The organism is Mycobacterium sp. OAS707, assembly GCF_014873705.1.
In the GTDB taxonomy this organism is placed as follows: domain Bacteria; phylum Actinomycetota; class Actinomycetes; order Mycobacteriales; family Mycobacteriaceae; genus Mycobacterium.
This window is the reverse complement of record NZ_JADBDS010000001.1, coordinates 1358525-1383596: the sequence shown is the minus strand read 5'-3', so window position 1 is coordinate 1383596 and position 25072 is coordinate 1358525. Positions and strand designations below refer to the sequence as shown.

Genomic DNA, 25072 nt, shown 5'->3' with positions numbered 1-25072 from the left:
CGAAGTCAGCGACGCCCCCGGAGGTTATCCACAGGCGCGGCGCTACTCCTTGCTGTCGTCGCCCTTGTCGGAATCCTTTTGCAGATCGGCGATCGCCTGATCGATGGCGTCGTCGATGCCGCTGGTGTCGCCGCCGATCATCCGGTCGATGAAACCGGCAGGCTCGTCGAGATCCTCGGCACTGGGCAGCAGGTCGGGATGCTGCCAGACGCCGTCGCGGGCGTCGGAGCCGACGGCCTGCGTCAGGCGTTCCCACAGCACCGCTGCCTCGCGCAGCTTGCGCGGCCGCAGTTCCAGCCCGACCAGTGTCGCGAACGTCTGCTCGGCGGGTCCGCCGGTGGCGCGCCTGCGGCGCAGGGTTTCGGAAAGCGCCGACGTGCCGGGAATCCGGTCGCCGAGCGCATCGGCGACGACGGTCTGCACCCAGCCCTCGATCAGCGCCAGCATCGTCTCCAGCCGCTCGAGCGCCGCGGTCTGCTCCGGCGTCGCCTTCGGTTCGAAGATGCCTTGATTGAGCAGCTCTTCCATTTGCGACGGATCGGTCAGCGACGCGGGGTTGAAGCCTTGCGCGAAGTCTTCGATGCCGCTCATGTCGATCTTCATGCCCTTGGCGAAGGCCTCGACGGCGTTGAGGAGTTGACTGGCCAGCCATGGCACGTGGCTGAACAAGCGGTGGTGCGCGGCCTCGCGGGCGGCCAGGAAGGTGAGGATCTCGCTGCGTGGCTGTTCGAGCCCCTCGGCCAGCGACTCGACGGCCTCCGGCATCAGCGCAGCCACCCCCTTGGGGCCCAGCGGTAGCCCAATATCGGTGGAGGTCAACACTTCTCGTGACAGCTTGCCCAGCGCCTGGCCGAGCTGCGAACCGAATGCCATGCCGCCCATTTGTGACATCATCGCCAGCAGCGGACCGGCCATGCTCTTGGCTTCCTCGGGCAGCGCCGAGGCCCACACCGTCGAAATCTGTTCGGCGACCGGATCGCACAGTCGCTTCCACGTCTCCAGCGTGTTGTCGAGCCAGTCGTTGGGGGTCCACGCGACCGCTTTCGTGGTGCCCGCCGGCAGTGCAGTGGCGCCGTCAAGCCACGTCTCGGCCAGGTGTACCGCGTCTGCGATCGCTGCGCTCGTCTTCTCGGGAACCGGTGCCACGAAACCGATCGCGCTCGACGCCAGTTGGCGGGCCAGGTCGTAGTTGACGGGGCCGGACTGCTTGCCGCCGGTCATCACGTTGCCGGCGCCGCTGAACATCTCGCCGAGCTTGCTGAAGATCTGCCCCAACTGGGACATGTCGAACTCGGACCCGCCCATCCCGAAGGGATCCCCACCCGAATCGGGGTCCTTCTTGCGCTTGTCGGGGTCGGGGTCGTCCCCGGGTGAGAAGCCGAAAGGCAGGTCAGCCATGCCCTCAACGGTACTCACCGGGTCTCGATCGCGTGGGTCGGCAGGTCACGCCGAGAGCGAACCGTAGATTGGTCGCCGTGAACAGGCGGATTTCGACGCTGCTGGTCGCCTTGGTGCCGATGCTGGTGTTCGGCGTGCTGGCGTGGGTGGTGACGGTGCCCTTCGTCTCGCTGGGGCCGGGGCCGACGTTCGACACCCTCGGCGAGGTCGACGGCAAACAGGTCGTCGACATCGAGGGCACCGACGTGCACAAGACCTCGGGGCATCTGAACATGACCACGGTCAGCCAGCGCGATGACCTGACGCTGGGGGAGGCGCTGACGTTTTGGATGTCGGGCCGCGAGCAACTGGTGCCGCGCGATCTGGTCTACCCGCCCGATAAGTCGAAGGACGAGATCGACCAGGCCAACAACACCGACTTCAAGCGGTCCGAGGACAGCGCCGAGTATGCAGCGCTGAGTTACCTCAAGTACCCGTCGGCGGTGACCGTGGCCAACGTCAGCGACCCCGGTCCTTCGGTTGGAAAGCTGCAACGCGGCGATGCGATCGACGGGTTCAACAACAAGCCGGTGGCCAACCTCGAGCAGTTCACGGCGTTGCTGAAGGCCACGAAGCCCGGCGAGACCATCGTGCTGGACTACCGCCGCAAGAACGCTCCTGCCGGCGTCGCCACCATCACGCTCGGCTCCAACCCCGACCGCGACTACGGATACCTCGGGGTCGGCGTGCAGGATGCGCCGTGGGCGCCGTTCTCCATCGATTTCAACCTGGCCAACATCGGCGGGCCGTCGGCCGGGCTGATGTTCTCGCTCGCGGTCGTCGACAAACTCACCACCGGAGATCTCAACGACGGCAAGTTCATCGCGGGCACCGGAACCATCGACAGCGACGGCAAGGTCGGCTCCATCGGCGGCATCACGCACAAGATGATGGCCGCGCGCGAGGCGGGCGCCACCGTGTTCTTGGTGCCCGCCGACAACTGTGACGAGGCCAAATCGGCACACGAAGATGGCCTGGAGCTGGTCAAGGTCGACAGCCTGACCCAGGCCGTCGACGCACTGCACGCGATTTCTGCCGGTGGCGAACCTCCTCGTTGCTGAGAAGTCGCCGTGCACCGAATGCGTAGAGTTGGGGCCACGTCGCCGGTAGACGTTTTCGACAAGCCAAGACTGGAGTTGACGAGTGGGTATGCGGCCCGCGGCACGAATGCCGAAGCTGACACGACGTAGCCGGATTCTGATCGGGGTCGCGCTGGCCGTCCTGGTGCTATTGCTGTTCGGCCCGCGCATGATCGACGCCTACGTGGACTGGCTGTGGTTCGGGGAACTGGGCTATCGCTCGGTGTTCACCACCCAGATCCTCACTCGGATCGTCGTCGGCCTGGTGGCGGGCGTTTTGATGGGTGCCATCGTGTTCGCCGCGCTCGCCGTGGCGTACCGCACCCGGCCGGTGTTCGTTCCGACGACCGGTCCCAACGATCCGGTGGCGCGCTACCGGACCGCGGTGATGACCCGGCTGCGGTTGATCGGCATCGGTGTGCCGGTGATCGTCGGAGTCTTCACCGGGTTCCTCGTGCAGACGTACTGGGATCGGGTGCAGTTGTTCCTGCATGGGGGCAGCTTCGGGATCGCTGACCCGCAATTCGGCAAGGACCTCGGGTTCTACGCGTTCGATCTGCCGTTCTACCGGCTGGTGCTCGGGTACCTGTTCGGTGCGACGTTCATCGCGTTCATCGCCAGCCTGGTGACGCACTACCTTTTCGGCGGCATTCGGCTGTCGGGCCGCACGGGGGCGCTGAGCCGCTCGGCGCGTATCCAACTGATCTCGTTGGTTGGCCTGCTGATGCTGCTCAAGGCCGCGGCGTACTGGCTTGATCGCTACTCGCTGTTGAGCAATACACGCCAAGGTAAGCCGTTCACTGGTGCGGGTTACACCGACATCAACGCGGTGCTGCCGGCGAAGCTGATCCTGATGGCCATCGCGGTGATCTGCGCGGCCGCCGTGTTCTCTGCAATTGTGTTGCGGGACTTGCGCATTCCAGCGATCGGGGTGGTGCTGCTGCTGTTGAGCTCCTTGGTCGTAGGTTGGGGCTGGCCGTTGGTCGTCGAGCAGATCAGCGTGAAACCCAATGCGGCGCAAAAGGAAAGCGACTACATCAGTCGAAGTATCACGGCAACCAGACAGGCGTACGGGCTGACGGCCGATACCGTCACGTACCGCGACTACAGCGGCAACACGCAGACGACCGCGCAGCAGGTCGCCTCCGACCGGGCGACGACGTCGAACATCCGGTTGCTCGACCCGACCATCGTCAGCCCCGCGTTCACCCAGTTCCAGCAGGGCAAGAACTTCTACTATTTCCCCGACCAGCTGTCCATCGACCGCTACAACGGCCCCGACGGCAACCTGCGTGACTACGTGGTCGCCGCGCGAGAACTCAACCCCGACAGGCTGATCGACAATCAGCGTGACTGGCTCAACCGGCACTTCGTCTATACTCACGGCAACGGCTTCATCGCCTCGCCCGCCAACACGGTGCGCGGGGTCGCCAACGATCCCAACCAGAACGGCGGCTATCCGGAGTTCCTCGCCAGCGTCGTGGGCGCCAACGGCAGCGTCGTCTCACCCGGCCCGGCCCCGCTCGACCAGCCGCGGGTGTACTTCGGTCCGGTCATCGCGAGCACAGGCGATGATTATGCGATCGTCGGCAAGAACGGCAATGACCGCGAGTACGACTACGAGACCAACACCGAGACCAAGAACTACACCTACGCCGGCAAGGGCGGTGTGCCGATCGGCAACTGGCTGGCCCGTGCCGTGTTCGCGGTGAAGTTCTCCGAGCGAAAGCTGGTGCTGTCCAACCCGATCGGGCCGGACAGCAAGGTGCTGTTCAACCGTGACCCGTCGGCGCGGGTGAAGGCGGTGGCGCCGTGGCTGACCACCGACACCAGCGTGTACCCGGCCATCGTGAACAAGCGGATGGTGTGGATCGTGGACGGCTACACGACGTTGGACAACTATCCGTACTCGCAGCAGATGTCGTTGTCGACGGCGACCGCCGACTCCAACGAGGTGGCGATCAACCGGCTGGCGCCCGACAAGATGGTGTCCTACATCCGAAACTCGGTGAAGGCCACCGTCGATGCCTACGACGGCACCGTCACGCTGTATGAGCAGGACGAGCGAGATCCCGTCCTGCAGGCGTGGATGAAGGTGTTCCCCGGCACGGTGAAGCCCAAGAGCGACATCTCACCGGAACTGCAGGCGCACCTGCGCTATCCCGAGGACCTGTTCAAGGTGCAGCGCGCGCTGCTGGCCAAGTATCACGTCAACGATCCGGTGACGTTCTTCTCCAACTCGGACTTCTGGGACGTGCCGCTGGATCCCAACCCGACCGCGAGCAGCTTCCAGCCGCCGTACTACATCGTCGCCAAAGACCTTGCGTCCAACGACAGTTCGGCGTCCTTCCAGCTGACCAGTGCGATGAACCGATTCCAACGCGACTTCCTGGCCGCCTACATCAGCGCGAGTTCGGATCCGTCGACGTACGGCAAGATCACCGTGTTGACCATCCCGGGTCAGGTCAACGGCCCGAAGCTGGCCAACAATGCGATCACGACGGACACGGCGGTCAGCCAGGACCTCGGTGTCATCGGCCGCGACAACCAGAACAGGATCCGGTGGGGCAATCTGCTGACACTGCCGGTCGCGCAGGGCGGTCTGCTGTACGTGGAGCCGGTGTACGCGTCACCAGGCGCCAGTGACGCGGCGTCGTCGTATCCACGATTGATCCGCGTCGCGATGATGTACAACGACCGCGTCGGTTATGGGCCGACGGTGCGAGACGCGCTGACCGAGTTGTTCGGCCCGGGTGCCGACGCGACGGCGACGGGTCCGGCGCCGGCCGGTCCGGTGAATGGGCAGCCGCCAGCGGCACCGCCACCCTCCGACGGTCAGTCACCGAACGCGCCGCCGCCCAGCCAGGGCCAGGCGCCCGAGGTGCCGACGCCGATCGCGGTGCCGCCGAACGCCAGCGCGACGCAGTTGTCGGCGGCGAAAGCCGCAGCGCTGCAAGAGGTCAACTCCGCGCTCGACGGTGTGCGATCCGCGCAGCAGAGCGGCAATTTCTCTCAGTACGGGGAGGCGCTGCAGCGCCTGGACGACGCGATGAAGAAGTATCAGTCCGCCAAGTAACAACTACGCCGAGCGTGCGTGTCTGCACGCAGACACGCCGCCAAACGGTGGCATTTTGCGCACGCTCGAGGCTGGCAACAGGCGATTTGGAAGTGAGGCGTTGCCTTCGGTAACCTTTCGTTTACCCGACGCGGGGTGGAGCAGCTCGGTAGCTCGCTGGGCTCATAACCCAGAGGTCGCAGGTTCGAATCCTGTCCCCGCTACCAGGTAAAACGGCCCTCGGAGGAGACTCCGGGGGCCGTTTTCATTCGCGTTGGGAAGGCGGCGCAACAGCTGAGAGGGCATAGTCGCGACAATCGGGCCATGTCTGCGACCGGCGAGTTCTGCGGCGGTTAGCCGTTCGCGTTGTGCGGTTCGGAATCGGGCAACGGCGAATCCAGTCCGTTTAGTCGCTTCAGTTGTCCCCGCAGAAGCACCCCTCGAGCCTCCATCAGACGACGCTGTACATCTGTATAGCACGCGTGACAGTGAGCCGACAACCGTGCTTGTGCTGCGAATCACAAGTGTGCTACCAATGACTCGACCGTGCTGTACGCCCGTACAGCGAGGTGGGATGGCCCGCTCTAGCAGATCGCTGGTGGCCTCCGAATCGATGACCACACCAGTGAGGATTGCATGAATACTTCATCAAGTCGTCGCCAGATCCCCACCGCGGCAGTCGTTGTCGCGGTTGCTGCAGGCCTTCTCGAATCGGCAGTGATGCTGAGCGCGACTGCCGGTGCGGAGCCGCCGGTACCGCCCAATGTCTGGATTCAATGCAGCAGCTTCTCGGGGCCCAACCAAACGTTTCCCCATCCGCTGGGAGGCTGCGTCGCCCGTGGTGAACAGCAGCCAGGGTCGGGCTATACGTCCAGGACAGCACCCGGAACAGAAACGATCTACTTCGACGCGCCGTTCCTCAACGGGGCTTCATTGCAGCTGACCAGTATCGCTACCGGTGCTCCGGCCGATGGGACGACGTGTCCGGCCGATCATCCTGCACGGGTGGGCGTCTCGGGTGTCATTTCGGCTACTGATCCCGGGACCAAGCAGTACGACGGTTCGCCCGTGTCGGCGACCATCTGCGGTAACGCGACCGACTTCGTCCTGGCGACCGGATCCAGCTTCACGATCTACAAGAAGTAGCCGGCTACCGTCCGCTCGGCCGAGTGATTCCATGACTACCGCTCGGCCGGGCGGCACGGTGTCTGTCGCGGAAAGATCATGGGGCGCCTAGTTTCGCGCGCCATGATCAGTGAGCCTTCGGGAGTGCCATGCCCCCACATCGATGTCGTCTTCATCCCCGGTCCGGTGGACACTCCGCTCAGCCGCTATGGAGGCGCGAATGTGCAGTCGGGCTCACCGATTCAGTTCCCGCTGGGACGGCAGGCGAGCTCGTGGGACATCGCTTACGCGACGGTGTTCATGTTGAGCGGGGAGGCCAGTTACATCACCGGAGAGTCTCTCGTCGTGGCTGACGGACTCGGCCGGATCCGCTGAGGCGCCGGCAGCCATCTCACCCGACGATCGCCGGCATGCTGTCCCAGCCGCGCACCGTCGATGTGCGCGACCGTCGGGCACCGGTCATGTCGATGTCCCACTCCGGCCAGCGCTTGAGAACTTCTTCGAGTGCGACGCGGCCCTCGAGCCGAGCCAGCGGTGCTCCGACGCAGAAGTGTGCTCCGCGACCAAAGGTGAGGTGGCCACCCGGCTTTCGGTGGATGTCGAACTTGTCAGGATCCTCGAAGTGCCGCTCGTCGCGGTTGGCTGAGGCCAGCATCATCAGCAGCGCACTACCCGCCGGTATGACCTGTCCCTGGAATCTCACGTCCTGCGACGCGACGTAGCGCGCCACGTGCGGACCCGGAGGCTCGAAGCGAAGAAGTTCCTCGATGGCCGTTGGGATCAACGAATGATCCTCGGCCAGTTCCTTGCGTTGGTCGGGGTGTTCGGCGAGCACCTTGCCCATCCAGCCAAATAGGCGACCCGTGGTCTCCACACCGGCTCCGGCGACGACGGCCAGAAACACGATGAGTTCTTGCTTCGCCAACTTGCGCGTGGTTCCGGTCTCATCTTCGAACTCGACATTGAGCAATTCGGTGATCAGATCGTCGGAGGGATGTTTCTCGCGCCACTCGACATACTCGCCGAACATCTCACCGGTGAAGTACCGATCCTTGTTGATCTCCATCGGCTTACCGGGTTCGTTGCGCAGCGCTTGATTGGCGTGCGCGCGTACCGCGGGCTGCTCGGCATCAGGAATACCGGCGAGCATGCCGACCGTACGCATGGGAAGTTCAGCGCCGAGGTCTTCGACGAAGTCGAACCGATCACCACCGACGAGCGGATCGAGACATGCGACGCAGAACGCGCGGATTTTGTCCTCGATCGCACGCATCTTCTTCGGGGTGAACGCCCGCGACACGATCGCCCGGTGGATCGTGTGCAGCGGTGGATCTTCGTTGATGAAGATTCCTGGGGGCATCAAGGGATCGGTCATCACCACTTCCAGGATGTCGCCCTTGGCCGAACTCAGCCGCGCGGTGTCCTTCAGCGCCGCATCCACGTCGGCGTAGCGGCTGACTCCCCAGAAGTCATGGCGGTCGTTGTAGTAGACCGGGCACTCATCACGCAGACGACGATAGGTCGGGTAAGGATCCAAGTCGATATCGAAATCCCAGGGGTCGTAGTACAAGTCGCTCAACGTCGGCTCCTCCAATGCGGTACAGCACATGCGCATGCCACGGCTGCTGTACGACTGTATAGGAGCAGTGATCAGTAGGCAAGCACGACTGATGCTTCGCAGACGGACGACTGTGCTATACGCTCGTACAACATCATGTCAGATACCGCGCCAGCGGCCGCCCGCCACAAATTTCAAGGAGCGCAATGTCTAGTCGATTCGCCTTGGACGGCCATGTCGCCGTCATCACCGGTGGAGGCACGGGAATCGGACGCGGTGCTGCTCTTGTCCTGGCAGAGCACGGCGCGGACGTGGTGTTGGCCGGCCGTCGACCTGACCCGCTGGAATCGACAGCCAAAGAGGTCATGGCCATGGGGCAGCGCGCCCTCGCGGTTTCCACCGACGTCACCAGCGCCGAAGCGTGTCGCGACCTGGTCGAAACCACTCTCGCCGAGTTCGGACGACTCGATGTGCTCGTCAACTGTGCAGGCGGCGCCGAAACCAAATCCATCCTCAAGTGGCCCGACGACGACTTCGAAAACGTATTGGCGCTGAATTTCAAAGCCGTCTGGCACTTGTCGAAGGCCGCAGCCAAGCCGATGATGTCGCAAGGCAAGGGAGCGATCGTCAACATCAGCTCCGGTGCCAGCCTTCTGGCGATGCCGCAGGCGGCTCCCTACGGCGCTGCCAAGGCCGCAGTCAACAACCTCACCGGATCGATGGCCGCAGCCTGGGCGAAGAAAGGCATTCGGGTCAACGCCATTGCCGTAGGCGCCGTTCGCGCTGCCACGCTGACCGACGACGCGGCCCGGTATGGCCTCGATCCGGAAGCGATTGCGCTCTCCAACGGTCTTGGCCGCCTGGGTGAACCCGACGAGATCGGCTACGGAGTCCTGTTCTTCGCCTCAGACGCATCAAGTTTCTGCTCGGGTCAGACGCTGTACATGCACGGCGCACCGGGCCCCGCGGGCGTATGACCGCACGGGCTTCTTGTGCCCGGATCGGCATCTGCTATACAGTCGTACAGCACATCTGGTGCAGCTAGCCGCAGTCGAGGAGTGGTGTCAATGAGCCGAACAGCGGTGGTGACCGGCGGCGGATCTGGCCTGGGGCATGCGATCAGCGCCAAACTTGCCGCCGACGGTCACAAGGTTGCCGTGCTGGACGTGAACGCCGAAGCTGCGGAAAAGGTTGTCGCCGAAATCCAAGCCGTCGGAGGTGGCGCGGTTGCATTAGGGGTTGATGTTTCGGACGAGACGGCAGTCGAAGCGGCTTTCGCAGAGGTGCGTGACTCGCTGGGCCCTGTGCAGATTCTCGTGAGCAGCGCGGCGATCGCTGGATTCACGCGGTTCGACAAGATCACGCTCGACGAGTGGAACCGTTATCTGGCAGTCAATCTCACGGGAACGTTTCTGTGCATCCGAGCCGCGCTGTCGGACATGGTGGTTGCCGGCTGGGGCCGCATCGTCACCATCTCCTCGGCCGCCGGACAGCAGGGCGCCCCGCGGCAGGGCCACTATTCGGCCAGCAAGGGGGGAGTCATCGCCATGACAAAGACGGTCGCGCTGGACTACGCGCGCAAGGGGATCACCGCAAATACCGTGCCGCCCTTCGTCATCGACTCGCCGATGCTTCGACAACAGCAGGCTGAAGGCAAGCTCCCGGGCACGGAGGTACTTACACAGGCCATTCCCGCGAGGAGGCTCGGCGTCGCTGAGGACGTGGCGGCGGTGTGCTCTTTCTTGTGCTCGGAGCAGGCGGGATACGTCAACGGTCAGGTGATCGGCGTCAACGGCGGAGCTGTCGTTTGAACCGACCAAATTCGAAGAGCCCAGCCACATAAGGAAGAGCAGGAGACCGTGCACTGCGAATCGACGAACACCAATGTCTGACAACACCATCATCGCGGTTGTGACAGGCGCCAGCCGAGGCGCGGGCGCAGGGATAGCCCGTGCGCTAGGCGCCCATGGCTGCACGGTCTATGTGACCGGCCGCACCAGCGACTCTAGTTCCGCGGCGGCGCCGGGCACCATCGACGAAACAGCTGCGCGCGTGACCGCCGCCGGTGGGAGCGGTATCGCTGTCGCCGTCGACCACAGCGACGACGCCCAGGTCGAGGCGTTGTTCGAACAGATCCGCGCGCAGCATGGCCGGATCGACATCCTGATCAACAATGCAGCGATCATCCGCGATGAGATGATGGGGCGAACGAAGTTCTGGGATGAACCCCTCAGTGTCATCGACACGCTCAACGTCGGTCTGCGCAGCAGCTATGTCGCCACGGTGTATGCAGCACCGCTGATGATTCCGCAAGGCAAAGGGTTGGTTGCTTTTTCGTCTTCGTCGGGGGCGGTTCACTACGCTTTCGGCCCCGCGTATGGGGTCCCCAAAGCCGGCACAGACAAGATGGCCGCCGACATGGCTTACGACTTCCGCGAATACGGTATCGCCGCCATATCCATCTGGATGGGATCGCTTCTCACTGAACGGGTTCGCACGATCATCGCAAGGAGCCCCGAGAAGCATGGACACATCCTCGACACCGCCGAAACGCCAGAGTTGACGGGCCACGTGATATGGGCGCTGTATAGCGATCCCGATCTGATGGCGCTGAGCGGCCAGACCGTCATCGGGGCGGAGCTTGCCAAAAAGTACGGCATCACCGACGAGGATGGTCGTCAGCCGCCGTCCTACCGCGACATGTTCGACGTGCACCCGCATCGTCAGTACCCGCATGTGATGCGGTGACCTACTGCCGTACGATCGTACAGCAGTAGAAAGCACCGTCTCAGCTGGTCGGCGGTCAGGAGAGCAACTGGAGGAGCGGGAATGTCCCTGCAGGGATTGGCTGGCCGGGTTGCGATCGTGGCCGGTGGTGCGACCGGTATCGGCGCAACCACGGCCGTCCGGCTCGGCGCCGAGGGTTGCCACGTCGTCGTCGGCGACATCGCCATCGACAGCGCACGACGCACCGCTGAGAGTATCTGTGAGGCAGGCGGATCCGCGCATCCGGTGGCCTTCGACTTAGCCGAACCTGAATCCATCGCAGTACTCGTAAACGACGCCGGAGACACTTTCGGCGGCGTGGACTTTCTGTTCACCGTCGGAGCGGACATGGGCGCGCTGCGGTCTGACACCGATGTCGTCGACATCGACTTGGACGTCTGGGATCGCGTGATGGCGGTCAACCTTCGCGGCTACGTCGCCGCCATGAAATACGTCATCCCAAAGCTGATGGCTCGCGGCGGCGGCGCGATTGTCAATATGTCCTCGGCGGCTGCGTTCCAGGGCGAACCAGCACGGCCTGCTTATGCCACCGCCAAGGCCGGAATCGGGGCCCTGACACGACACGTCGCCTCTCGCTGGGGCAAAGACGGAATCCGCTGCAACGCAGTCGCTCCGGGCTTCACCGCCACCGAGGCGATCCGCGCCGCCCCGCAGTGGGCCGAACTCGAAGCCGGCGCGCTGAGGCGCATTCGCGGTCCGCGGGTGGGGGAGACCGGCGACGTCGCAGCGCTGGTTGCCTTCCTGATGTCCGAAGAGGGTGCGTGGATCAATGGGCAGGTGCTCAACATCGACGGCGGGACCGTCCTCCGCTGAGACCGGCCTAGCGGGTCCGCCCCGCTGCGCGCCGGCGCGTGCTCGACTTTCGCTTGGGCGGATCGGCCGGCGGCTCCACGGATCCGATGTAGCGCTCGAAAGCCTTTGTGACCTCATCATGTCCGGACTTCACCCCGATGCCCTTCTCGAGGTTGAGGAATTTCGGTAGACCCGACATCAACAGCTGTAGCGCTGGAAGGGACAGGTCGCCGATCGGTCGAGCGTCCTTGCCATACTTGGCGACCAGTGCATCCAACTGCATTCGGCGCACGCTCTTGGTGACCGCCGCGATCTCGGTCCGCACGGACTCACGATGATTGCCCAGCGCCATGAACTCGGTGATCAGCGCGCCCGACGCCTCATCCCAGGAGTACTCCCACACAGCGCGCAGCGGATCCTCGGCACGACGCTTCAGCGACTCGGCGAGATATGTCAAACCGCGTTCTGAGTAACGCTTGATGGCAGCGACGAAGATGTCATCGAGGCTGGGGAAGTAGTACTGCACCAGACTGGGTGTGACACCCGCCTTCGTCGCGAGCGCCCGATAGGTGACGCTCGGATAACCCTCTTCGAGCATCATCTTTTCGACGCAGTCGAGAAGGACCTCGCGGGTCTTCGATGTCTCGGCGCCCACGCGCCGCGCCGCCGTCGCCATGGCTGCTCCGTTCGATCGGTTGATCCCTATTCTGCTATACGCCCGTCTGCTATACAGTCGTATAGTGGGCAGTGGCGTACCCATGAGCCGCCTTGAGGAGAACCATGACCGTTGACACCGACTTCGCAACGCTTCAAGCCGACGTGCGATATCTCCTGGACCGCACCGAAATCCTGGACTGCATCTGCCGGCACGCGCGCGGCCATGACCGCCATGACGTCGACCTGCTCACGTCGGCATATCACTCAGATGGTGTCGACGAGCACGGCGATGCGATCAACGCAGGCCCCGAGTATGCGCAGTGGGCGAACAAGACCCATGCCGAGACCTCACGGGTACACACGCACAACATCACAACCCACACCTGCGACATCGACGGCGAGACCGCGCACGCTGAAAGCTATGTCATCGTCGTCCTCATCGGGTCCGACACGAAAAGTGCCCAGTTCATCACCGGCCGCTATATCGATCGTCTCGAGCGACAAGACGGACAGTGGCGCATTGCGGTTCGCCGATCGACAGTCGAAGGAATGTTCATCGCCGATGCGCGAGTTCTGCAGTCGCCGTTCTTCACTGAGAAGGGGTATCCAATTGGTACCCGCGACCACACAGATCTCTCTTATCGGCGACCACTGACTATCGATGCGCCGGCACCCGCTCGCTGGTGACCCCGACTTGGGAACAGATGTCGGAACCAAACGCGGCGAAACCCGCGCTGACCGGTGCGACGATGTGCAACGGCGCGGACGTCGAAGAGGCACCGACCTGCAGGTATGAGACGGCGCGAGCACTCGCGAAGCCACGCTGCGTAGCTCATAACCCACAGGTCGCAGGTTCGAATCCTGTCCCCGCTACATCTTGTGAAGGTCCGTCAGGTCCAGCTTTCGAACTCGACGCAGATGCAGTGGTTGTCGCCAAAGGAATTGTCGCGACAGGCGCCGTGACCCTGCGCGGCCTCTTCGCGAGCCCTGACATGGTGCTTTGGATCTAGATGCACATTCAAGTCATGATGCTCTTTCGCGTGCCCGCAGACCTTGCAATACGTCGTTGTCGCCTCGGTCATCCGTCGATCCTTTCCATGGGCTACGGCGGACGCTACGCGCCGGCAGCGGCTCCCAATCAGATCCAATCGCCCCTGACTTGCAGTGCCATTGGTCCTTGGGTCTACAGCGCAGTAACGGCCGCCATCATCAGCTGGCGGCCGTTACTTGTCGACGTTGTGGGATCAGTAATCCCACACGGCCGGTACACAGCGGAACGTGTTGCCGGCGGCCGCCACCCGACAAACGGACGGGAATGGCAGATGAGTGGCCACCAATGCCTCCCCGGTCGACGCCAGCTCCCGCAACAGACGGATCCGGACCCGGGCAGCCTCGTCGGGGTCGTGTTCGAAACCGTTCTGCCACTCGGGATTATCGAACCCGACCTGAAATACTGCGTCGCCGGCGAACGTCAGCCGCTCGCCCTTGGACTCCACGCGGACCACGCTGTGTCCCGGAGTGTGGCCGCCGGTGCGAGTGATGAGGACTCCTGGCGCGACCTCGTATTCCGTCTCGAACGGCCGTAGGTGGCTGCGGTATTCGTCCAAGAACTGCGTTGCGGTTCGCCGCAGCACGTCGGGTATCGGCTGTGGCATGACGGTCCGCGAGAAATCAGGCGCCTCCCAGAATTCGGCTTCCCTGGCCGCCAGGTGGACTCGCAGGTCCGGACGCAGCCGTGCCTTTAGTCCGTCGGTGAGCAACCCGCCGACGTGGTCCATGTGCAGGTGGGTGAGCACGACGTCGGTCACCGATCCGGGGTCGATGCCGGCTGCCTCCAGCCGGTGGACTGTCTGCCCGGCCCGCGGGAAGTCGGGAAACTCCACCCCGAGCCCGGCGTCGACGAGGATGGTCCGGCCGCCCGTACGAACCACGACCACGTTGAGTGGCCAGTCGACCACGTCGGGCGCCAGGTACATGTCCGTCAGCCAGCCCGTCAAGTCGGCCGGGTCGGCATTGGTGGCCAACGTCGAGGCGGTAATCGGCAACACGCCATCGCTGATCACCAGCACTTCGATATCGCCGACCTGCTGCGCGTAGCGCGACGGAACCAACTCGTCGAGTCCCGTGCTGCCCAGCTGAGAAACGTTGTCCACGCTCATGTTTCCTCTTCTCTTGGCCGCCATACCCGGCGACGGTGTCACCCTCCCTTCTGGTGTTACGCGAGCTGGTCCTCGAGATCATCCCAACCGAACGCGGCGGGCTCAGTCCAGGTCGGCGAGGGCCTGGCGGGCCGCTTCCAGTTCGGCCTCGAGTGCGGCAACCTTGGCGGCCTGCACGGCGCGTGCCTCTTCGATGACCTCGTCGATCGGCATGGACAGGTCCTCATGCAGTTCCTTGGCCGCCCGGGAAACAGCGGCAGCGGCGACCGCGACGTTGCGGGCCAGGTATGTGGTGCCCCGTTTGAGTTCGGCGCGCCATTCGCCATCGGCGGTACCCGTGACCGTAAGAGTCAGCTCGAGAGTCTTGGTCTTCTTGGCGACCGCCTTCTTGGCCGGCGTATTCTTCGGCTTCTCGTCGGCAGGGGCGGCAGTGGCGGCCGCTTCGGGCGCCGGCCTGGTCTCAGGCGCGGAGCTCTCGCTGGAAGGTACGACGATTGCGGGGGTGTCGAACTCGGTGGACAGCGCTTCGGGTGCCAGAGTGTCTACAGTCATTGTTGCGGCGATCTCCTTTTTGAACATCGCCCGCAGTGAGCGGGCCTGCGAGAGCCCATTGGAACATATGTTCGACTCTCAAGCCACTCAACACTCGCGGTGAGTCGCCCCGGTTTTCACTGCTGCGTGGCGGACGCGAGGATCGGCAGCTTTTCGGGGCAGTAATAGCGCAGCGCGCCACCGAGAAACTGCCACGCCTGCTCCGTGGTGCTGCCCTTCGGCAGTTGCAGGAACACGAATTTCGCCGACTTGTCGGCGTCCTGGTCCAGCCCCTTGTCGAGTCGCTTGCACGTGATCTTCCCGATCCACGCGTTGTAGTCCTTGCCGCCGTAGATGCCATAGGTGTGCAGTTCGTTGGTGAAATCGGTGTCGGGGTCGGCCAACGCGGATGGGGCGAACACCAGCGCCGTCGCTATCGCCCCCGCGGCGACCGCTGCCAGTTTGGTCTTCATCTCATCCCTATCCGATTGGGCCCGTTGGATTCTCGTCGGAGGCGCCGACGCTGACCGGTGTATCGGGCGCGCGTTCTTTCGGCTTGGGCCACGGCGACGGTCTTGGCCGCATCCGGATGATCTGTGGCCACCAGAACCAGGGCCCCATCATCGCCGCGATCGCCGGCGTCATGAAAGACCGGATCACCAAAGTGTCGAAGAGCAGACCCAGACCGATCGTCGTGCCCACCTGCCCGGCCACCACCAGGTCGCTCACCATCATCGTCATCATGGTGAACGCGAACACCAGGCCTGCCGAGGTGACCACCGCGCCGGTGCCCGCCATCGACCGGATGATTCCGGTCTTGATGCCGGCGTGGATCTCTTCTTTGAATCGGGACACCAACAACAAGTTGTAGTCGGAGCCCACCGCCAGCAGGATGATCACCGACATCGCCAGCACCAGCCAGTGCAGCGGCCTGCCAAGGATGTGCTCCCAGATCAGCACGGACAAGCCGAAGGATGTGCCCAGCGACATCAACACCGTGCCGACGATGACCGCCGAGGCCATCACCGCCCGGGTGAGCAACAGCATGATGATGAAAATCAAACAGAGCGACGCTATTCCGGCGATCAGCAGGTCCCAGTTGGCACCTTCCTGCATGTCTTTGTAGGTCGAGGCGGTGCCCGCCATGTAGATCTTCGAGCCTTCCAGCGGTGTGCCCTTGATGGCCTCGAACGCCGCGCTCTTGATCTGTGGCACGAGTTTGATGCCTTCAGGAGTGGCGGGGTCACCTTCGTGAGAGATGATGAACCGCACGGCTTTTCCGTCCGGCGATACGAACATCTTCAGGCCGCGCTTGAAGTCGGCGTTGTCGAAGACTTCCGGTGGAAGATAAAACGAATCGTCGTTCTTCGACTGATCGAACGCGTGGCCCATGGCGCCCTGGTTCTCCTGCATCGCTTTCATCTGATCCTGCTGACTCTTCTGGCTCTGATACATCGTCAGCGTGATCTGCTGCATGCTCTTCATCGACTCGATCTGGGCGGGCATGATCGCGACCATCTGCGGCATGAGCGTGTCGAGCTTTTGCAGGTCTGGCAAGAGGTTCTTGATGTCGTCGGTCATCGTGTCGACGCCGTCGAGGGTGTCGAAGATCGAGCGCATCGACCAGCAGATCGGAATGTCGTAGCAGTGCGGTTCCCAGTAGAGGTAGTTGCGGATCGGGCGGAAGAAATCGTCGAAATCCGCTATGTGGTCGCGTAACTCCTCGAGATCGGCGGTGGTGACCACCATCTTGGTGACCATGTTGTGCGTGGTCGCGGCCATCTGCATGGTGATGTTCTGCATCTTCTCCATCGTGTCGATGGAGGTCTGCATGTCATTGGCCTGCGTCAGCATGTTGGCCATGACCTTGTCCATGTAGTCCTGATTCATCTGCTGGGTGGTGCCCTGCGCACCGACCATGAATGGAATCGAGGTGTGCTCAATCGGGACGCCCCGCGGTCTGCTGATGGCCTGCACCCGTCCGACGCCCTGGGTGTGGGCGATCGCCCTCGCTATCCGCTCGATCACCAGCATGTCGGCCGGGTTGCGTACGTCGTGGTCGGTCTCGACCATCAGCAACTCGGGGTTCATCCGGGCTTTGGGGAAATGCCGGTCGGCGGCCGCGTAGCCGATGTTGGCCGGGATGTCCGGTGGAAGGTAATCGCGGTCGAAGTAGCCCGGCTTGTAGGACGGCAGCGCCAAGAGTCCGATAAGCGCAAGGGCGACGGATGCGGCGAGAATCGGTCCGGGCCAACGCACTACGGCGGTGCCGACCCGCCGCCAAGTTCGGGTGTCGGTCTTCCGCTTCGGGTCGAACAGGCCGAAGCGGCTGCAGATCGTCAGCAGCGCGGGTGCCATCGTCAGCGCGGCGATGGTCGCGACGAGCATTCCGATGGACAACGGAATGCCCAACGATTCGAAGTAGGGCAGCCTGGTGAAGTGCAGACAGAACGTCGCACCCGCGATGGTCAGACCCGAGCCCAAGATGACGTGAGCGGTGCCGTGATACATGGTGTAGAAGGCGGTTTCGCGGTCCTCGCCGTTGTTGCGCGCTTCGTGGTAGCGGCCCAACAGGAAGATCGCATAGTCCGTACTTGCCGCTATCGCCAGCGTGGTGAGTAGATTGACCGCGAACGTCGACAACCCGATCAAGTTGTAATAGCTAAGGGCCGCAACGATTCCCCGGGCAGCGGACAACTCGATGAACATCATCACCAGAACCAGGAGCACCGTCACGATCGACCGGTAGACGAGCAACAGCATCACGAAGATGACGCCCATGGTGATGGCGGTGATCAGCTTGACGCTTTTATCGCCGGCGTGGTGCTGGTCGTTCGAGAGCGGCGTAGGGCCGGTGACGTAAACCTTGACTCCAGGCGGCGGGGACGACTGGTCGATGATCGTCCGCACGGCTTGCACGGACTCGTTGGCCAGGGTTTCGCCCTGGTTGCCCGCCAGGTACACCTGGACGTTGGCGGCCTTTCCGTCGGCGCTCTGCGCGCCCGTTGCGGTCAGCGGATCGCCCCAGAAGTCCTGAACGTGCTGGACGTGCTTGGTGTCGGCTTCGAGTTTCTTGATCAGGCCGTCGTAGTACTTGTGCGCGGCGTCGCCGAGTGGCTGGTCGCCCTCCAGGACGATCATCGCCGAGCTGTTGGAATTGAACTCCTGGAAATCGTGACCGATGCGCTGCATCGCCTGCATCGACGGTGCGTCCTTGGGAGCGAACGACACCGCGTGCGCCTCGCCGACGACTTCCAGCTGCGGGACGATGACGTTGACGATCACGACCAGTGCGATCCAGCCCAAGAAGATCGGCACACAGAACAGTCGGATGAATCGCGGGATCATCGGGTGCGCGCCGACGTGCGTATTACTCATGCGGTCACCTCGCAGGCTCGGTTACCGCATTCTGTGCCGATGATTCGCTCGCAAGCTTCGCTCATGCCGACTTCACCAAGCAGAAGGTCTGGGCGTTCACGCCGTTGGTCGTCCTCTCATCCTTGACCACGCCGTCGACGGTGATCCGGCAACTGATGGTGCCGCCGTCGCTCTGCGCGATGATGTTGGGGCTGGCTGCCGGAGCGGTGGTCGTCAGGGTGAGCTCCCACGGCAACGGCACATTCAGGGCCTTCTGCGGTTGAGCGTCCAGATCCAGGTAGTTGATTGTCGCGACCGACCCTGACCCGAAGATCTCGTACTTGACGACCTTGGGGTTGAACGGCTCCGGGTCATTGACCAGCCCGGCGCCCGGCTTGGTCAGCACCGTGTGGCCGAAGAAACCGCGGAAGCGGCCAACCACGAAAACCGCGATGGCCACGACCAGCAGGATGACCAGCAGCACCCAAATACGCTTGGCGAAACGCAGCATCAGGGGCCCTCCGTTCCTGCCCCGGACGCATCCCACGCAGGCATTTCGAAGCGATCAAGCCAGCGGTCGATGAACGCGGCGGCTTCGCGATGCCCGCGGGTGATGCCAAGTCCCTGTTCATGGAGCACCATCCGCGCCAGGCCGCCCATGATCATGGTCATGACCACCGGCGGGAACTGTTCGATGTCGATGCCGCGGGCCTTCAACGCCAAGGTGACTACGCCTTCTTCTAGGTCGCGGAATCGCATGGCATAGGCCACGATTTCGCTTCGAATTGCTTTGCGGTGGTTAGCCATCGCGAGGAACTCGGTGAACAACTGCGCATCGTGGGCGCTGCTCAGCTGCCAGAGCGCGTGCAGCGGTTGCGCCTCGGCGATTGCCTGACGCTGGCGTGCCAGATTGTCCTCGGCCTTGTCACGCAGAACGGCGACGAACAGATCGTCCATGCTTGGGAAGTAGTAGTGCACCAGCGCGGGCTTGACGCCGGCCTTGCCCGCGACCCTCCGTGACGTCGCCGCGGCGTAGCCTTCGTCGAGCATGATTTGGGCGGTTGCCTCGATTAGCGCAGCCCGAGTCGCCTCGCGTCGGACGCGCGGTCGCTCGTCAGCTGCAGTGCTGGACACGAAGGCAGACTAAGTGTTGAGCAGCCGCCCAACAACCATTTCTTGAGGAATTCGCTGGGCGGCGGGTCCGGCCCTGGCGCGACGGTGTCGGCTGGGTCACTTGCGACCGATTTTGTTGCGTATCGGGGTGCGTGTTGGTTTCCACGCAACAATGGTCGGAGTTGGCGACCAACCCAGGGGTCCTCTGTCATTCTGGCGTCTAGGGCCACAGGGGGAGGTGCCGGTTGGCGATGCCATCAATTCGATTGGCCGACCGGGTCATCACCCGGCTATTGCGGCTCCCGCCGCCCACCAATGCCTTCACGGTGACTCGCGACGTCGTCGTGCCGATGCGCGACGGGATAGATCTGCTGGCCGATCACTACGCGCCGTCGACGACGACACCAGCGGGCACGATCCTCATCCGCGGCCCCTACGGTCGCGGCCCGCTGGCCGCATTCCAGACAGTGCGGGCCTTTGCCTCGCGCGGATACCACGTCATCTTGCAAAGCGTGCGTGGCACTTTCGGCTCCGGCGGTGAATTCGAACCCGGCAGGCGAGAGGTCGAGGACGGCGCCGACACCGTGGCCTGGCTTCGGGCGCAGCCGTGGTTCACCGGGCGCTTCGCCACCATGGGCGGGTCGTACCTCGGCTTCACCCAGTGGGCCATGCTCGCCGATCCGCCACCAGAGTTGGCGGCAGCGGTGATTTCCGTTGGCCCGCACGACATAAGCGACGCCGTATGGGGCACCGGATCGTTTCTGCTCGGCGACTTCCTCGGCTGGAGCGATCTGGTGGCCCGTCAGGAGGACGGCAGATTCAAACCGTTCATCGTCGGCCTTGCGGGCCGTTGGCGCGTGGATCCCGCATTGCGTGCCCTACCACTGGGCGATGCTGCGAAGTCACTGCTTGGCGAGACCGCTCCGTGGTACCAGTCCTGGGTCGCGCACCCGGACACGACCGCCGAGTACTGGCACCCGACACAGTTGCGGTCGGCGCTCGACAAGGTCGATGTCCCCATCCTGTTGATCACCGGATGGCAGGACCTGTTCCTCGAGCAGACGCTGTATCAATTCCGGCACCTGCGGGCGCGTGGCGTCGACGTAGGCCTCACCGTCGGCCCGTGGACGCATGGACAGATCGGCCTGGGCGGGGCGGGCCAGACCACTCGTGAATCCCTGGACTGGCTCGCCGAACATCTGGCCCAAACGCATTCACGCGCGCGCAGAGATCGTGTCCGCATCTTTGTCACCGGAGCGCAGGAGTGGCGCGACTTGGCGCATTGGCCGCCCGATTACGACACGAAAGTGCTTTACCTGCACCCTGATTCGACATTGAGCAAGCAAGCGCCCGCCCCGCACGCCTCGTCGTCGCAGTTCGTCTACAACCCCGCCGACCCGACACCGACGATCGGTGGGCGGCTGTTGTCCACAGCGGCCGGATACCGCAATGACGCACGCCTCGCCAAGCGCGGCGACGTGCTCAGCTTCACCGGCCCCGCGCTCACCGAAGACCTCGAAGTGATCGGGACACTGTTCGTCGAACTCGTTCACAGCACCGACATCCCGTACGCCGACGTATGGGTGCGGGTCAGCGACGTCGACCCCAAGGGCCGCTCCCGCAACGTCAGCGACGGCTACGTCCGCCTCCCATCCGATCGGGCGCAACCGCTTCGGCTGGACCTCGACGCCATCGCGCATCGATTCGGCGCGGGCCACCGAATCCGGCTACTCATCGCGGGCGGGTCTCATCCGCGCTATGCGCGCAACCTCGGCACCGGCGAGCCGCCACTCACCGGCAGCCGACTCCAGCCGTCGACCCACACCATTGCGCACGGGAGCTCGCGGCTGGTGTTACCGGTGTGACCGTGCGCCCGAACGGTGTGCCGATCCCGCCCAGAATGAACGCGCCCGTCATGGCTTGAGCCTCTCAGTTGATCGCCGTTAGCGAGGCGTGAACAACTCTTCGGCGGCTACCGAGGCAACGCCGAGTTCTCCGGCGACGGCGTCGATTCCTCGCTGTGCGACGGCGAGATCCACGCCCCCGTCGGCGGTGAAGTACGGGCCGATGTAGCGCTCGTAATGCTTCTGCGCTTCCTCCCGGGTCAGCCGCGGTAATAATGCGGCGACGTAATCGATTGCCAGATTGGGCTTTTCGGCCATAGTGCGAAGCGCACGATGGTTGGCCCGCACTACCGCCTGCAGCGCTGGGCTGTCCGGCGGCGTATAAGCGGGAGCCACGGCAACACCCACGGTGGGAATCTGGAAATGATCGCCGACCCACGCGAGCACGTGGAAGCCTTCCTCCTCGGCGACTTGTTCGGGAGAAAGCGTGCTGCCCACGTAGGCGGCATCGATGGAGCCTTGGCGAAGGCGTCGCAGGTCCATCTGGTAGTCGGCGGGCGCGCGCACCACAGACTCCACATCACGGTCGGGGTCAAGACCGTGTGCACGCAACACGATCCTGGCGAAACAACCGGGTGGAGAATGAGGGGAGTGAACGGCCAGGCGCCGCCCGCGAAGATCAGCCATCGACGTCACATCGGGGCCGCCGAGGAACCAGAACAGCGGACGATGGGTGTTGACGCACAGCATCTTCCATTCGGTGCCGTCCGTCAGCCGCGACAGAAGTGCTCGGCCTAAACCGATCGTCGCGCCGAGGCGCACCCGTTCGATTGGCCACTCGACGCCGTCGCGCACGGCGACGTGCACCCCCTCGTCTTGGTAGTACCCCTCCTGGTCGGCGACGTACGCCACGAGTTCCTCGTGGATACCACGCCCGACAAAAGCCAGATCGATCGTCTGCATGAGCCTGCCTTCTTCCAAATCTATTGCTTCACAGCGAAGTTCAATCCATGGACAGGCCACCGTTGATGGTGAGGTAGTGGCCGGTGGTGAACCCTGAATCGTCGCTTGCCAGGAACGCCACCGTCCTGGCCACCTCGTCTGGGCGCACGAGCCGCCCCATGGGGTTGGTCGCGCCGAGATGATGAACTTGGTCGTCTGTCAACTGCTCGGTAACCTTCGTCTCGTCCACCGTGGCCGGGGCGACGAGGTTCGCGGTGATTCCGTGTGGCGCGACCTCGAGCGCGACGTACCTGACGAATTGGTCCAGCGCGGCCTTGGCGGTGCCCAACGTGATCATGCCCTCGCGCGGGCGCCGGGACAATCCGGTGCTCAGGTACACCAGGCGGCCATACCCGCGGGAAATCATGTTTGGCACAACAGCTTTGGTGACCAAAAAGGCAGCGCGCAGCTCGCCATCCAGCTTGTCACCCAGCTGCGCCCAGGTCAGATCGGCGAATGAGGTGACCTTGAACGGGATCATGGCGTTGTGCACCAGCACGTCAACCCCGCCCCACCGCTGCACGGTTTCGTCCATCATCGCGGTGACCGCATCGGCGTCTGTGACGTCGGCCCGAATCGCCACAGCTTCGCCACCCGCCGCCTTCGCGGCCCGGACAACTTCCTCCGCCTCGTCAGCACTGGACCTGTAATTGACGACCACCCGTAAGCCTCGCTCCGCGAGGACCAATGCGGTGGCCGCGCCGATTCCTCGGCTGGCTCCAGTGATTACTGCAACGCGACCCATCAGAGTGACCTCTCCGTCGTACTTGTACTGCCTAACACTGCGTCAGAACGCACACGGTTCGTTCGACTAATCGGGATCTTGGTCGCGGGCCGGCATTCACTCTGAACCCGTTTCCTGTGGTTCAGCTGTCAGGCAACTGCCCTTCGGCACCTGTTCGAATCCCGGCTCCCCGGCGTCGACAACCGAATTGAATCGAACCCGAGTCTTCAGGCGGGTGATCTCATCGACCGCGCTCTGGGGAAGCGCGGTGACATCGAAGTTCTCAACGATGCGTGCAGGCGTCACCGACGACGTGAGGACCGCGGAGTCGCGCTGAATGCCCCAAGCCAACAGCACTTGGGCGGGCGTCTTTCCGTAGCGCGCGCTGATATCGAGGATGAGAGGATCGTCGAGCAGGCGCGGCTCCAGCGCGTGTCCGAGTGGTGCGAATGCCAGCAGGACGATGTCCTCAGACCTGCAGTAATCATGGAGATCCCACTGCGGGTGATAGGGATGCGACTCGACCTCGACGACCGCCGGCTTGATCCGGGCCGAATCGACAATCCGACGAGTGCCGTCGACGCCGATGTCGGACAGGCCGATCCCACGGGTGAGTCCCTCGTCGACGAGATCCTCCATCGCGGCCCAGGTCTGCTCCAGCGTGACGCCGTCGTCGTAGATGACTGCGCCGTGGGCATCGCGGGGGTCTTGGTCGTCTCCTGGCTGAAACGCGAACGGCGTGTGCATCAGGTACAGGTCGACCGCGTCGAGTCCCAGTCGTTCCAGGCTGGCCTTGAGGGCGGCCCTGACCCGGTCCGGACGGTGGTTGTTGTTCCACAGCTTGGTGGTGACGAACAGGTGCTCTCGCCCGACGGTTCCGTCCTCGAACAGCTCTTTGAGCGCTGCGCCGACTTCCGTTTCGTTTCGGTACCTTTCGGCACAGTCGAGGTGACGGAACCCCACCTCGACCGCGGACTTGGTCGCGCGCCGCGTCTTCGTTTGGTCCGAAACCAGCGTTCCGAACCCCAGCGCGGGAATCTCGTCGCCGTTGTTCAAGGCCTTGCCGTGCTGAAACAGCTTGTCACTCAACGCCATGTCGATCGTTCTCCTTCATCTGTGCGACGGCTACGGCTGTGGTCCAGACCGCGCTCGCGAGGAATCGGTAGTTCACCAGCGCGGCCAGATAGCCGTCGCCTTCGGGAAGCCGTGGGCCTGCGGTGGCGTCTTTGACCACAGCCACCTCGAACCCTTGCTCGACGAGTTCGCGAAGATGGCCTTCCACGCAGAGGTTGGCGGCCATGCCCGCCAGGATGACCTGGTTCACGCCGCGCTTACGCAACTGCAGCACAAGGTCATTCGACTCGGGACCGACGATCTTGTGCGGCGACGCGATCACGGTTTGGCCGTCGTGGATGTGGTGCTGGTAGTCGGGCAGGAAGTCGGCACCCGAACCCGCGAAACCCTGCGTCGTGTACGCGCCCTGGCGGGTGAACATGCCGACGGAACCCATGAACTGTTCGAGCGGATCGCCGAACAACCACTGCTTGTCGGTGGGATAGAAGTAGTGCGGCGAGACCGCGACCGTGATGCCTGACAGCTTCGCGGCATCCAACAGCTCGCCGATGTGAGCGACGGTGTCGTTGTCGCGGATGCTGTCACCGAACACCGGCCATGAGACCCCGGCGGGGCTGAGGAAGTCGATCTGCGGATCGGTGATGACCAGTGCGGCGTGCGCGTGGTCGAGCTCGAAGCCGGACGGCGGGAGCGCCGGATGCTGTGGTTCCTGGTATGTGGACACGTCTTTGAGAATAGATGACCAGTCGTCTATAAATCAATGTGCGAAGGGTCACGT

Annotated in this window: 23 protein-coding genes, 1 tRNA gene and 1 pseudogene; 11 read left to right on the top strand and 14 right to left on the bottom strand. The window is 63.6% G+C overall.

Annotation, left to right across the window (positions count from 1 at the left end):
* Window positions 1-5: 5 nt before the first annotated feature.
* Window positions 6-1416, bottom strand: a pseudogene (locus GGC64_RS06835) (zinc-dependent metalloprotease).
* 59 nt (window positions 1417-1475) lie between these two features.
* Between GGC64_RS06835 and GGC64_RS06830 the strand changes: the two are divergent.
* The 5 genes from GGC64_RS06830 to GGC64_RS06810 all read left to right on the top strand — a co-directional run bounded on the left by GGC64_RS06830 (window position 1476) and on the right by GGC64_RS06810 (window position 7071).
* On the top strand, window positions 1476-2498 hold the full coding sequence (locus tag GGC64_RS06830; protein ID WP_192721652.1) for a PDZ domain-containing protein: 1023 nt from the start codon (window positions 1476-1478) through the stop codon (window positions 2496-2498).
* An 82-nt stretch (window positions 2499-2580) separates the two neighbouring features.
* A complete protein-coding gene (locus GGC64_RS06825) occupies window positions 2581-5592 on the top strand; it encodes a UPF0182 family protein (RefSeq protein WP_192721651.1) in 3012 nt (1003 codons plus the stop codon).
* Between the two features lie 129 nt (window positions 5593-5721).
* Window positions 5722-5798: transfer RNA gene (locus GGC64_RS06820), tRNA-Met, on the top strand.
* Window positions 5799-6207: 409 nt separating this feature from the next.
* Window positions 6208-6717 (top strand): hypothetical protein, encoded by a 510-nt coding sequence (locus GGC64_RS06815; protein ID WP_192721650.1) that lies wholly within the window; start codon window positions 6208-6210, stop codon window positions 6715-6717.
* Window positions 6718-6819: 102 nt separating this feature from the next.
* Window positions 6820-7071, top strand: a complete 252-nt coding sequence (locus GGC64_RS06810) for an SDR family oxidoreductase (protein ID WP_225951187.1) — start codon at window positions 6820-6822, stop codon at window positions 7069-7071.
* A 16-nt stretch (window positions 7072-7087) separates the two neighbouring features.
* Here GGC64_RS06810 and GGC64_RS06805 read toward each other — a convergent pair whose 3' ends face one another.
* On the bottom strand, window positions 7088-8275 hold the full coding sequence (locus GGC64_RS06805; protein ID WP_192721648.1) for a cytochrome P450: 1188 nt from the start codon (window positions 8273-8275) through the stop codon (window positions 7088-7090).
* 185 nt (window positions 8276-8460) lie between these two features.
* Here GGC64_RS06805 and GGC64_RS06800 point away from each other — a divergent pair, with 185 nt between their 5' ends.
* From GGC64_RS06800 to GGC64_RS06785, 4 genes are all read left to right on the top strand, one after another.
* Complete coding sequence (locus tag GGC64_RS06800) at window positions 8461-9231, top strand: SDR family NAD(P)-dependent oxidoreductase (RefSeq protein ID WP_192721647.1); 771 nt, start codon at window positions 8461-8463, stop codon at window positions 9229-9231.
* Between the two features lie 90 nt (window positions 9232-9321).
* Window positions 9322-10065, top strand: coding sequence for an SDR family NAD(P)-dependent oxidoreductase (locus GGC64_RS06795; RefSeq protein WP_192721646.1), 744 nt, complete (start codon window positions 9322-9324; stop codon window positions 10063-10065).
* Between the two features lie 73 nt (window positions 10066-10138).
* Window positions 10139-11002: an SDR family NAD(P)-dependent oxidoreductase gene (locus GGC64_RS06790; protein ID WP_192721645.1), complete on the top strand. Its 864-nt coding sequence runs from the start codon at window positions 10139-10141 to the stop codon at window positions 11000-11002.
* Between the two features lie 81 nt (window positions 11003-11083).
* Complete coding sequence (locus GGC64_RS06785; protein WP_192721644.1) at window positions 11084-11854, top strand: SDR family NAD(P)-dependent oxidoreductase; 771 nt, start codon at window positions 11084-11086, stop codon at window positions 11852-11854.
* Between the two features lie 7 nt (window positions 11855-11861).
* Here the strand turns inward: GGC64_RS06785 and GGC64_RS06780 are convergent, their stop codons facing one another.
* Window positions 11862-12509, bottom strand: a complete 648-nt coding sequence (locus GGC64_RS06780; protein WP_192721643.1) for a TetR/AcrR family transcriptional regulator — start codon at window positions 12507-12509, stop codon at window positions 11862-11864.
* A gap of 104 nt (window positions 12510-12613) precedes the next feature.
* On the opposite strand from GGC64_RS06780, the gene GGC64_RS06775 reads away from it, so the two are divergent.
* The gene (locus GGC64_RS06775) at window positions 12614-13177 is read left to right on the top strand and encodes a nuclear transport factor 2 family protein (RefSeq protein ID WP_192721642.1); all 564 of its coding nucleotides are present in this window, start codon (window positions 12614-12616) and stop codon (window positions 13175-13177) included.
* Between the two features lie 203 nt (window positions 13178-13380).
* On the opposite strand, the gene GGC64_RS06770 is transcribed toward GGC64_RS06775, so the two are convergent.
* The 7 genes from GGC64_RS06770 to GGC64_RS06740 form a co-directional block, all read right to left on the bottom strand.
* Window positions 13381-13572: a hypothetical protein gene (locus GGC64_RS06770; RefSeq protein ID WP_192721641.1), complete on the bottom strand. Its 192-nt coding sequence runs from the start codon at window positions 13570-13572 to the stop codon at window positions 13381-13383.
* A 162-nt stretch (window positions 13573-13734) separates the two neighbouring features.
* Entirely contained in the window at window positions 13735-14649 is a 915-nt protein-coding gene (locus GGC64_RS06765; RefSeq protein WP_192721640.1) for an MBL fold metallo-hydrolase, read from the bottom strand.
* A gap of 102 nt (window positions 14650-14751) precedes the next feature.
* Entirely contained in the window at window positions 14752-15201 is a 450-nt protein-coding gene (locus GGC64_RS06760; RefSeq protein WP_192721639.1) for a DUF6319 family protein, read from the bottom strand.
* A 116-nt stretch (window positions 15202-15317) separates the two neighbouring features.
* Window positions 15318-15653: a DUF732 domain-containing protein gene (locus tag GGC64_RS06755; RefSeq protein WP_192721638.1), complete on the bottom strand. Its 336-nt coding sequence runs from the start codon at window positions 15651-15653 to the stop codon at window positions 15318-15320.
* A gap of 7 nt (window positions 15654-15660) precedes the next feature.
* On the bottom strand, window positions 15661-18558 hold the full coding sequence (locus GGC64_RS06750; protein WP_192721637.1) for an RND family transporter: 2898 nt from the start codon (window positions 18556-18558) through the stop codon (window positions 15661-15663).
* A 61-nt stretch (window positions 18559-18619) separates the two neighbouring features.
* Window positions 18620-19048 (bottom strand): MmpS family transport accessory protein, encoded by a 429-nt coding sequence (locus GGC64_RS06745; protein WP_192721636.1) that lies wholly within the window; start codon window positions 19046-19048, stop codon window positions 18620-18622.
* Window positions 19048-19671, bottom strand: a complete 624-nt coding sequence (locus GGC64_RS06740; protein ID WP_192721635.1) for a TetR/AcrR family transcriptional regulator — start codon at window positions 19669-19671, stop codon at window positions 19048-19050. Before GGC64_RS06740 ends, GGC64_RS06745 begins: the two co-directional genes overlap by 1 nt.
* A gap of 230 nt (window positions 19672-19901) precedes the next feature.
* On the opposite strand from GGC64_RS06740, the gene GGC64_RS06735 reads away from it, so the two are divergent.
* Complete coding sequence (locus tag GGC64_RS06735) at window positions 19902-21515, top strand: CocE/NonD family hydrolase (RefSeq protein ID WP_192721634.1); 1614 nt, start codon at window positions 19902-19904, stop codon at window positions 21513-21515.
* 78 nt (window positions 21516-21593) lie between these two features.
* Here the strand turns inward: GGC64_RS06735 and GGC64_RS06730 are convergent, their stop codons facing one another.
* The 4 genes from GGC64_RS06730 to GGC64_RS06715 all read right to left on the bottom strand — a co-directional run bounded on the left by GGC64_RS06730 (window position 21594) and on the right by GGC64_RS06715 (window position 25018).
* Complete coding sequence (locus GGC64_RS06730; RefSeq protein WP_192721633.1) at window positions 21594-22457, bottom strand: ABC transporter substrate-binding protein; 864 nt, start codon at window positions 22455-22457, stop codon at window positions 21594-21596.
* Between the two features lie 40 nt (window positions 22458-22497).
* Window positions 22498-23241 (bottom strand): SDR family NAD(P)-dependent oxidoreductase, encoded by a 744-nt coding sequence (locus GGC64_RS06725; protein ID WP_192721632.1) that lies wholly within the window; start codon window positions 23239-23241, stop codon window positions 22498-22500.
* Between the two features lie 96 nt (window positions 23242-23337).
* Window positions 23338-24315, bottom strand: coding sequence for an aldo/keto reductase (locus tag GGC64_RS06720; protein WP_192721631.1), 978 nt, complete (start codon window positions 24313-24315; stop codon window positions 23338-23340).
* Window positions 24302-25018 carry a cysteine hydrolase gene (locus GGC64_RS06715; RefSeq protein ID WP_210084479.1) on the bottom strand — a complete coding sequence of 239 codons (717 nt, stop codon included), beginning with the start codon at window positions 25016-25018 and terminating at the stop codon, window positions 24302-24304. Before GGC64_RS06715 ends, GGC64_RS06720 begins: the two co-directional genes overlap by 14 nt.
* Between the last annotated feature and the right edge of the window lie 54 nt (window positions 25019-25072).

What these genes read in the sequence shown, in the direction of transcription:
- GGC64_RS06815 (WP_192721650.1), top strand. Translation starts at nt 6,208, where the DNA reads ATGAATACTTCATCAAGTCGTCGCCAGATCCCCACCGCGGCAGTCGTT.
- GGC64_RS06810 (WP_225951187.1), top strand. Translation starts at nt 6,820, where the DNA reads ATGATCAGTGAGCCTTCGGGAGTGCCATGCCCCCACATCGATGTCGTC.
- GGC64_RS06800 (WP_192721647.1), top strand. Translation starts at nt 8,461, where the DNA reads ATGTCTAGTCGATTCGCCTTGGACGGCCATGTCGCCGTCATCACCGGT.
- GGC64_RS06795 (WP_192721646.1), top strand. Translation starts at nt 9,322, where the DNA reads ATGAGCCGAACAGCGGTGGTGACCGGCGGCGGATCTGGCCTGGGGCAT.
- GGC64_RS06790 (WP_192721645.1), top strand. Translation starts at nt 10,139, where the DNA reads ATGTCTGACAACACCATCATCGCGGTTGTGACAGGCGCCAGCCGAGGC.
- GGC64_RS06785 (WP_192721644.1), top strand. Translation starts at nt 11,084, where the DNA reads ATGTCCCTGCAGGGATTGGCTGGCCGGGTTGCGATCGTGGCCGGTGGT.
- GGC64_RS06780 (WP_192721643.1), bottom strand. Translation starts at nt 12,509, where the DNA reads ATGGCGACGGCGGCGCGGCGCGTGGGCGCCGAGACATCGAAGACCCGC.
- GGC64_RS06775 (WP_192721642.1), top strand. Translation starts at nt 12,614, where the DNA reads ATGACCGTTGACACCGACTTCGCAACGCTTCAAGCCGACGTGCGATAT.
- GGC64_RS06770 (WP_192721641.1), bottom strand. Translation starts at nt 13,572, where the DNA reads ATGACCGAGGCGACAACGACGTATTGCAAGGTCTGCGGGCACGCGAAA.
- GGC64_RS06765 (WP_192721640.1), bottom strand. Translation starts at nt 14,649, where the DNA reads ATGAGCGTGGACAACGTTTCTCAGCTGGGCAGCACGGGACTCGACGAG.
- GGC64_RS06760 (WP_192721639.1), bottom strand. Translation starts at nt 15,201, where the DNA reads ATGACTGTAGACACTCTGGCACCCGAAGCGCTGTCCACCGAGTTCGAC.
- GGC64_RS06755 (WP_192721638.1), bottom strand. Translation starts at nt 15,653, where the DNA reads ATGAAGACCAAACTGGCAGCGGTCGCCGCGGGGGCGATAGCGACGGCG.
- GGC64_RS06750 (WP_192721637.1), bottom strand. Translation starts at nt 18,558, where the DNA reads ATGAGTAATACGCACGTCGGCGCGCACCCGATGATCCCGCGATTCATC.
- GGC64_RS06745 (WP_192721636.1), bottom strand. Translation starts at nt 19,048, where the DNA reads ATGCTGCGTTTCGCCAAGCGTATTTGGGTGCTGCTGGTCATCCTGCTG.
- GGC64_RS06735 (WP_192721634.1), top strand. Translation starts at nt 19,902, where the DNA reads ATGCCATCAATTCGATTGGCCGACCGGGTCATCACCCGGCTATTGCGG.
- GGC64_RS06730 (WP_192721633.1), bottom strand. Translation starts at nt 22,457, where the DNA reads ATGCAGACGATCGATCTGGCTTTTGTCGGGCGTGGTATCCACGAGGAA.
- GGC64_RS06725 (WP_192721632.1), bottom strand. Translation starts at nt 23,241, where the DNA reads ATGGGTCGCGTTGCAGTAATCACTGGAGCCAGCCGAGGAATCGGCGCG.
- GGC64_RS06720 (WP_192721631.1), bottom strand. Translation starts at nt 24,315, where the DNA reads ATGGCGTTGAGTGACAAGCTGTTTCAGCACGGCAAGGCCTTGAACAAC.